The following is a 7,252-nucleotide window of genomic DNA, read 5'->3' as shown; positions in this document are numbered from 1 at the left end:
CGAAACATAATATGTTTGCTGAATTGATACTGCGATCCGACAATAAAGTTCCACATGTCTTTTGGTCTCTTTTGAAGAGAATATTGAACAGATGAATCTGAGGCCGTGCTCAATGCTCCGTCTAGAGTTGCTAAGAATGTCCCTGCTCTTTCTAAAGCTCTGTCGGCAGTATTATGTTTGGCAATATTAACCGGATTTTTTTGCTCAGCAGGAGTCAAGCCATCCCACCAATTGTCTACTTTTGTCTGATTGTCTGATATTTTTTGGAGTCCGCTGTCCACTTTAGCCTGAGCACTGCTTAAATCAATAAAATCAGATAAAGGCAAATCTCCATTAGTATCTCCAGAAATATGAACTCTAAAAGCTCCAACCCAAACCGCTATATTGGTGTCTGGTTTATTGAATTTAAATGTTTTTCCTAATCTAGGTCCAAAAATATATGAAAACGCAGGCTTATCAAGCGAACTGATATCAGTCCAAGCCATATTCATATCCAGAGCCAGCCATCCACCGCCAATACCAATTGTTGGTGTCATACCTAAACCAAAAGTAGTAGCATCAAAATTGGCTTTGGTACTAAAATTGGCAACTTCAGACCAATTGTTGTCGGCATCAGGAACCCAAATGCCGGCATTAATTTTAGTTGCCGTTTTGGCCTTTCCGAAAATTCCATAAATATTTAGAAAGGGAAGCAACCATATATCGGGTCTAATAGTAAGTGCGCCAGCCTCAACCGTTGATTTATCAAATCGCACAATTTCATCTAAGTTATATTGAGGGCCGTGGTTAAAACCAATATTTAAATCATTAATAACAATTTCAGATTCTTGCCAAAAATAATTTAAAGATACTCCCGCAGAGTAGGGAAGTTTGTACCCTTTTTGGGCTACTTTTTCGCCCCAGATAGGAAGAGCGTAGGGGTATTTTTCTACTTTAAGACTGTCTTTTAAATCTTCATTTTTTTTTCCAACAATTTTGTCGGTGTAAACTTGTCCAAAAATCTGTATGCTGAAAAATAATAAAGAGGCTGATATTAGTGTCTTACATTTCATTGATTAGAGTATTAAAAATTAATTAAACTGCGAAAAATAAATTGTACTAATGTGTGTAAAGAAATCTCTGCTTATTTTTTGGGCGTATAGAAAAAAGTGTTTTTAAAGGTGAAAATGAGGGACTTAAAGAATTGTTAATTATTGTTAAAGTTAACGAAATTTTCTTACCTCCAACAAAGTTTTTAAAGAAAATAAAAAATCTATTGAAATAATTGTCAGGTCATTAACTAGTATTTTGTTTTTACTATTATCAATTTCAATTAACTGAAAAAAAAATAAAAATAAATTGTACTTTTACAGCTGTGAAATGGATAACAATCATATTATCAATTTACCTAATGGCATTATCTAATATGCCATGTGCGGATATGGAAGTAAACAGCGCCATGCATAAAACAGCTCAGTTTACTTCAGAAGATAATCATTCGCATGATAAAGCAAATGATTTATGTTCTCCATTTTGCGTTTGTAACTGTTGCGGTGCACAGGTTTTAAGTTACCATTCTGCTGTAACTTTTGAATTTCCTAAAACTTACAATCAAATTTCAATAGCTTTACCAAGTTATAATTCTGTTTTTATTTCCAATTTCTACGGAAGTATTTGGCAACCCCCTCAAATAGCATAATGATTATGCCTGTTCGATGAAAATCGAAACGGGCGAGAGAGTTGTGGATTTTCCACACGTTTACAGGCAATTTAATTGTCTAATTTCTCACGTCATTATATATTCAAATGTTAGATAAAATCATACAGTTTAGTATACGAAACAAATTCGTTATACTATTATTTACCCTTGCACTAATTGCTTGGGGAAGCTATTCGCTTAAAAAATTACCATTGGATGCATTGCCAGATGTAACCAACAATCAAGTTCAGATTATTACAACGGCGCCAACATTGGCAAGTCAGGAAGTCGAACAATTAATTACGTATCCATTAGAAAGAGCTGTAAAAACAGTTCCAGATGTGATAGAGCTTCGCAGTATTTCTCGTTTTGGATTATCAGTTGTAACCGTTGTTTTTGAGGACGATGTCGATATTTACTGGGCTCGCGAGCAAATTTTCCAGCGTCTAAAACAAGCCGAAGAAAACATTCCAGATTATGTAAATTCTCCCGAATTAGCGCCAATTTCTACAGGTTTAGGAGAGATTTATCAATACGATGTCTACGCTAAAAAAGGCTATGAAAACAAATACAGTGCTGTAGAACTGCGTACCATTCAAGATTGGATTATTATTCCGCAATTGCAAGGAATTAAAGGCGTTGCCGAAGTAAGTACTTGGGGTGGAAAACTAAAACAATTCGAAATAGCCGTAAATCCCAATATGCTCAATAGTTTGGGTGTAACGATTACCGAAATTTTTGATGCTTTAGAAAAAAACAATCAAAATACAGGCGGCGCTTATATCGAAAAAGATCAATATACTTATTTTATTCGCGGTGTCGGAATGGCAAAAGGCGTAAAAGACCTAGAAAATGTGGTTGTAAAAAACCGAAATGGTTCGCCGGTTTTGGTTCGAAATGTAGCGCAAGTTCGCGAAGGTGTTGCGTTGCGTTATGGAGCATCAACAAAAGATGGAAAAGGAGAAATCGTTTCGGGAATGGTTTTGATGTTAAAAGGAGAAAACTCTAGCGCTGTTGTAAATCGTGTTCACGAAAAAATGGAGCAAATAAACAAAAGTCTTCCCGAGGGAGTTGTTGCCGAAGCTTTTATTGATAGAGGAAAACTCGTAGATAATTCTATAAAAACCGTTGCTAAGAATTTATTAGAAGGAGCATTAATCGTGATTTTTGTTTTGATTTTATTCTTAGGAAATCTTCGTGCAGGATTAATCGTTGCTTCAGTTATTCCGTTAGCAATGTTGTTTGCTGTAATTCTCATGAATGCCTTTGGCGTAAGCGGAAATTTAATGAGTCTTGGTGCCATAGATTTCGGAATTATTGTCGACGGAGCAGTCATTATCGTCGAGGCCACGATGCATCATCTGCAGAAATTCAAAAACAAAAAAGAACTAACGCAGGAAGAAATGGACGAAGAAGTCTATAATTCGGCTTCAAAAATTAGAAATAGTGCCGCTTTTGGTGAAATTATCATTCTTATAGTTTATTTGCCAATCTTAGCTTTAATTGGAACCGAAGGAAAAATGTTTAAACCAATGGCGATGACGGTTGGTTTTGCGATTATTGGAGCTTTTATTCTTTCGTTGACTTATATTCCGATGATGAGTGCTTTGTTTCTTTCGAAAAAGACAGAACACAAAGAAAACTTCAGTGACCGAATGATTGCTTGGTTAGAAAGCCGTTATACGCCATTATTAAAAAAAGCTCTAGAATTTAAAAAAGTGGTGCTTTCTATTGCCGTTGCATTATTTGCTTTAGCGTTTATCATTTTTCAAAATATGGGAGGTGAATTTATTCCAACAATCGAAGAAGGTGATTTAGCAATCAATGCTACAATTATGACAGGAAGTTCACTCACGCAAATGGTTGAAACGACTACTAAATACGAACAGATTCTAAAAGCCAAATTTCCAGAAATCAAAACCATCGTAACCAAAATAGGAAGCGGTGAAATTCCAACTGATCCAATGCCAATTGAAAGCGGCGATTTGATTATTGTTCTAAAAGACAAAAAAGAATGGAAAGGTAAATACCGCAATTGGGAAGAATTGGCAAACGCCATGAAAAAGGAAATGGAAATTATTCCAGGAGCAAATATCGAAATCTCTCAGCCAATTCAGATGCGTTTTAACGAATTAATGACAGGAAGTCGATCTGATATTGCAATCAAGATTTTTGGTGATGATTTGGAAATTCTAGACGCCAAGGCAACAGAATTAATATCGAAAATAAAAGGAATTGAAGGAATAGGAGATTTAAAAGCCGATAAAGTTACAGGACTGCCACAAATTACAATTAAATACGATTATGATAAAATCGCTCTTTACGGATTGAATATTTCAGACATCAACCAAATCATTCGTTCGTCTTTTGCGGGAGAAGTTGCAGGAAAGATTTATGACGAAAGCAAAAGATTTGATGTTGTCGTAAGAATGGACGAAAACAATCGTGGCGATATTACCGATGTGAGCAATTTGTTTATTCCGCTTCCGAGTGGACAACAAGTTCCTTTATCACAAGTTGCTTCAGTCGAATATGAGCAAGGTCCGGTACAGGTTATCCGCGAAGACGGAAAACGAAGAATTACTGTTGGATTAAACGTTCGCGGAAGAGATATTAAAAGTGTTGTAGAAGAAATTCAAGCGAAACTAGATAAAAGTTTCAAACTTCCTGCGGGTTATTATGTGACTTACGGTGGACAGTTTGAAAATCTAATTGAAGCTTCAAAAAGACTTTCTGTCGCTTTACCCATTGCTTTGGGACTAATTTTAGTCTTGCTGTATTTCACTTTTAAAAGTGTAAAACAAGCGTTATTAATTTTTACAGCGATTCCATTATCAGCTATCGGAGGTGTTTTTGCGCTTTCACTGAGAGGAATGCCGTTTAGTATTTCGGCAGGAATTGGTTTTATTGCTTTATTTGGAATTGCAGTTTTAAACGGAATTGTACTGATTTCCTATTTCAATCAATTAAAATCTGAAGGTATTTCGGATGCATTTCAACGAATTATTATTGGCACTAAAACGCGTTTGCGTCCTGTTTTAATGACCGCAGCCGTAGCTTCATTAGGATTCATGCCAATGGCATTATCAACAAGTGGCGGAGCAGAGGTGCAAAAACCTTTGGCTACCGTAGTAATCGGTGGATTAATCTCAGCAACTTTATTAACCTTAATCGTTTTACCGATTTTGTATTTATTGTTGGAGAAGTTTAAACGTAAAGATAATTAGTAAAGAAGAAAATCTGATAATTAGATAATTTATTACTGCATGCAGAAAATAATTTCTCTCGCAGATTTCAGAGATCTGGCAGATTAATTTTTAAAAAAAAATCTGCTCAATCTGCTCAATCTGCGGGAGATAAAAAATAAAAAAATGATTTTTCACGCAGATCCAGCAGATTTTAGCAGATTAATTTTTGATTATTTAAATAGTAACCTGCAGTTATCTGCTTAAATCTTTTAAAATCTGCGTGAAACAAAAATGATAAAAATGAAAAATTCAATATATAAAAATCAATTGAAAAAGTTTTGCTCCCAATGGCTGTCAGGATTACGGTTAAGTGCGTTTCTATTGGTAAGCACAGCAACATTTGCACAGCAATCTATAAGCCTTGAAAAAGCAATAGAATTGGCAAAATCAAACAACATCGACTTAAAAATTGCCGATAAAGAAATCGAAAAACAAACTGTTCTTAAAAAAGCAGCTTTTCAGCCAGATCCGCTTCAAGTGCAGTATCAAGGCGGTCAGTTCAATAGTGCAGATTACGATCATAACGTTTCTGTGCAACAGTTTTTTCCGTTAGGGAATATTACAAAAGCCAATAGGCAATTACAGGAAGAACTGGCAAAACTGGCCGAAAAAAGAAAAGCTTTGTCTTCGTATGAAATCGAAAAAGCGGTGACATTGGCATATTATCAATATTTATATGGCATTTCGATTCAGAAACTCAATTCAGAATTAAATGACATTTATACCAAATTTCTAAGAAATGCTGAACTGCGTTTTAAAACTGGAGAAAGTGGAAATATAGAAGTCATTAGTGCTAAAGCCAAAGTAAAAGAAATTGAAACTCAGAAAGCGCAATTAGAATATGATTTAGCAATTTATCAGAAGCAATTGCAATTTTTCATTCAGACAGATGAAAATATTGTCCCTGATCAGAATACGGCTTTGCAATACACTTTTATAGAAAACCAGCAAAACACAACAGCCGAAGCTTTAATGACCGATTTCTATCAGCAGCAAATATCAGTCTATCAAAAAGAAGCTGGAACATTTAAAGCTTTGCGTACGCCAAAAGTAGGTTTAGGCTATTTTGCTCAGACAATAAATACAGAATCTTTGTTTCAAGGTTTTACAGCAGGATTGCAAATTCCGTTGTTTGGAGGAGTTAATACAACCAAAGCAAAAGCGGCTGAAATCAGTATTTCACAGTCACAATTGGCTTTAGACAAAAACAAAATGATGCTGAATCTGCAAAGAGAAGAATTGAAAAATAACTTCGAAAAACAGCAGAAGAATTTAGCATATTTTCAAAATGAAGGGTCGCAATACGCCAATCAAATTATTGAAACTGCCCAAAAAAGTTATGCCAATGGTGACATGAGTTATTGGTCGTATATCAGTTTTTTAAATCAGGCAATTGATATTAAAAAACAATTTGCAGAGGCAACGCACAGCTATAATCAAAGTGCTATCGAACTTCAATTTCCAACTATCAAAAACAATTAATCATGAAAAATATACTTATGAATTTAACCGCAAAGAACGCTAAGATTATGCAAAGAGCACAAAGTTTAGTTTCCTTGGGTACTTTGCGCTTTGTCTTTGCGTGCTTTGCGGTTACCTTAACAGCATGCAATGAAAAAAAGGTAGAAGAAACTTCTGAAGAAGAAAAATCTACTACAGAAGTTGCTTTAACTGCTTCTCAATACAAAACAGTAGGAATTGAAACAGGAATTGTAGAAGATAGAAATCTGAATAAAATCATCAAAGCAAATGGTTATACAACTGTTCCTCCGCAAAATTCTGCTGAGGTTTCGACTTTGATTGGCGGAACGGTAAAAGACATTTTTGTTTTGGAAGGAACATTCGTAAACAAAGGAAAAGTCTTGGCAACCATTCAAAATCTAGAAGTTATAGGAATGCAGGAAGATTACCAATCGGCGGTGGCGAATGTAGAATATCTGCAGCTAGAATACAATCGTCAGAAAACGTTGAGTGACGAAAATGTGAATCCGAGAAAGACTTTTCAGGAAGTAAAAGCCAAATTAGCGGCCGAAAAAGCTCGCGCGCAGGCAGCAAAAAATAGACTTGATGCTTTGCATGTTAATATAAAAGGATCTACTCCAGTTGTACCAATTCTTTCGCCAATAAACGGTTTTGTTGGAAAAATCAATATTGCGAAAGGCGCTTTTGCAAATACAGGAGTTTCGCTTTTTGAAGTCGTTGATAACAGTCAGATGCATTTGGATTTGAATGTTTATGAGAAAGATTTAGGTTCGATTTCGATTGGTCAAGTAATTGATTTTGTGTTAACAAATCAATCCAATAAATCAATTAAAGGAAAGATTTT

At 35.2% G+C, this 7,252-nt stretch carries 5 protein-coding genes; 4 read left to right on the top strand and 1 reads right to left on the bottom strand.

All coding sequences use genetic code 11. The features are described from left to right. Positions 1 to 1,052, bottom strand: a 1,052-nt coding sequence (locus B3J44_RS19710; protein ID WP_286970966.1) for a hypothetical protein, incomplete at its 3' end; no start/stop codon positions are given. Between the two features lie 302 nt (positions 1,053 to 1,354). On the opposite strand from B3J44_RS19710, the gene B3J44_RS19705 reads away from it, so the two are divergent. The 4 genes from B3J44_RS19705 to B3J44_RS19690 form a co-directional block, all read left to right on the top strand. After that, on the top strand, positions 1,355 to 1,678 hold the full coding sequence (locus B3J44_RS19705) for a DUF6660 family protein (RefSeq protein WP_198855996.1): 324 nt from the start codon (positions 1,355 to 1,357) through the stop codon (positions 1,676 to 1,678). A gap of 107 nt (positions 1,679 to 1,785) precedes the next feature. Next, positions 1,786 to 4,905 (top strand): efflux RND transporter permease subunit, encoded by a 3,120-nt coding sequence (locus B3J44_RS19700; RefSeq protein WP_286970958.1) that lies wholly within the window; start codon positions 1,786 to 1,788, stop codon positions 4,903 to 4,905. A gap of 261 nt (positions 4,906 to 5,166) precedes the next feature. After that, complete coding sequence (locus B3J44_RS19695) at positions 5,167 to 6,408, top strand: TolC family protein (RefSeq protein ID WP_286970957.1); 1,242 nt, start codon at positions 5,167 to 5,169, stop codon at positions 6,406 to 6,408. Positions 6,409 to 6,410: 2 nt separating this feature from the next. Continuing rightward, positions 6,411 to 7,252 (top strand): efflux RND transporter periplasmic adaptor subunit (locus B3J44_RS19690; protein WP_286970956.1); only part of this gene is annotated, 842 nt, incomplete at its 3' end.

Source organism: Flavobacterium sp. UBA4854, from assembly GCF_002399805.1.
Classification (GTDB): Bacteria; Bacteroidota; Bacteroidia; order Flavobacteriales; family Flavobacteriaceae; genus Flavobacterium; species Flavobacterium ginsengisoli.
Note: the sequence above shows the minus strand (reverse complement) of the source record. Positions and strands in the feature narration are given on the sequence as shown.